The following is a 463-nucleotide window of genomic DNA, read 5'->3' as shown; positions in this document are numbered from 1 at the left end:
TTTACACAAGATTCTTGACGCTACCTAAATCGATAACACCTTATTTATAATACCTATTATTTTATATCGCTAATGCTTACTAAATGTATTACACGCGATACTGAAAGTTATTGTGGTTATTAATGTATTCGTTGTCAACTAGAAAAATAATGAACCCATATCAAAAACAAATTTTATTTGCACTAAAAACTGGTTTAACATTAAATTTCTTTCGATACCTTATAAAGGTTGTCCGTTTAATTCCTGTATTACGGGCAACATCGACATCACTCATGCCTGCCTGATAAAGTTTAAAAGCATGTTGCAAGCGGGGATCGTCTTGGGTGTATTGGGGTTTACGCCCATGATATTTACCCTGCTGCTTAGCTAAGGCAATCCCTTGCTGCTGGCGCTCAATGATTCGCTTACGTTCACTTTCGGCCTGATACTTATAGAGTTCAATAATCAAGTTGGTCATCAGTTG

The 463-nt window shown here is 36.3% G+C and carries 1 protein-coding gene; it reads right to left on the bottom strand.

What is annotated here, in order from left to right; all coding sequences use genetic code 11:
* Nucleotides 1–160: 160 nt before the first annotated feature.
* On the bottom strand, nt 161–463 hold a 303-nt coding region (locus FD26_RS10780), incomplete at its 5' end, for a helix-turn-helix domain-containing protein (RefSeq protein WP_156401817.1).

It is taken from the genome of Companilactobacillus crustorum JCM 15951, from assembly GCF_001434585.1.
GTDB lineage: Bacteria > Bacillota > Bacilli > Lactobacillales > Lactobacillaceae > Companilactobacillus > Companilactobacillus crustorum.
The sequence above is the reverse complement of the archived record's forward strand: the minus strand, read 5'-3'. Positions and strand labels throughout refer to the sequence as shown.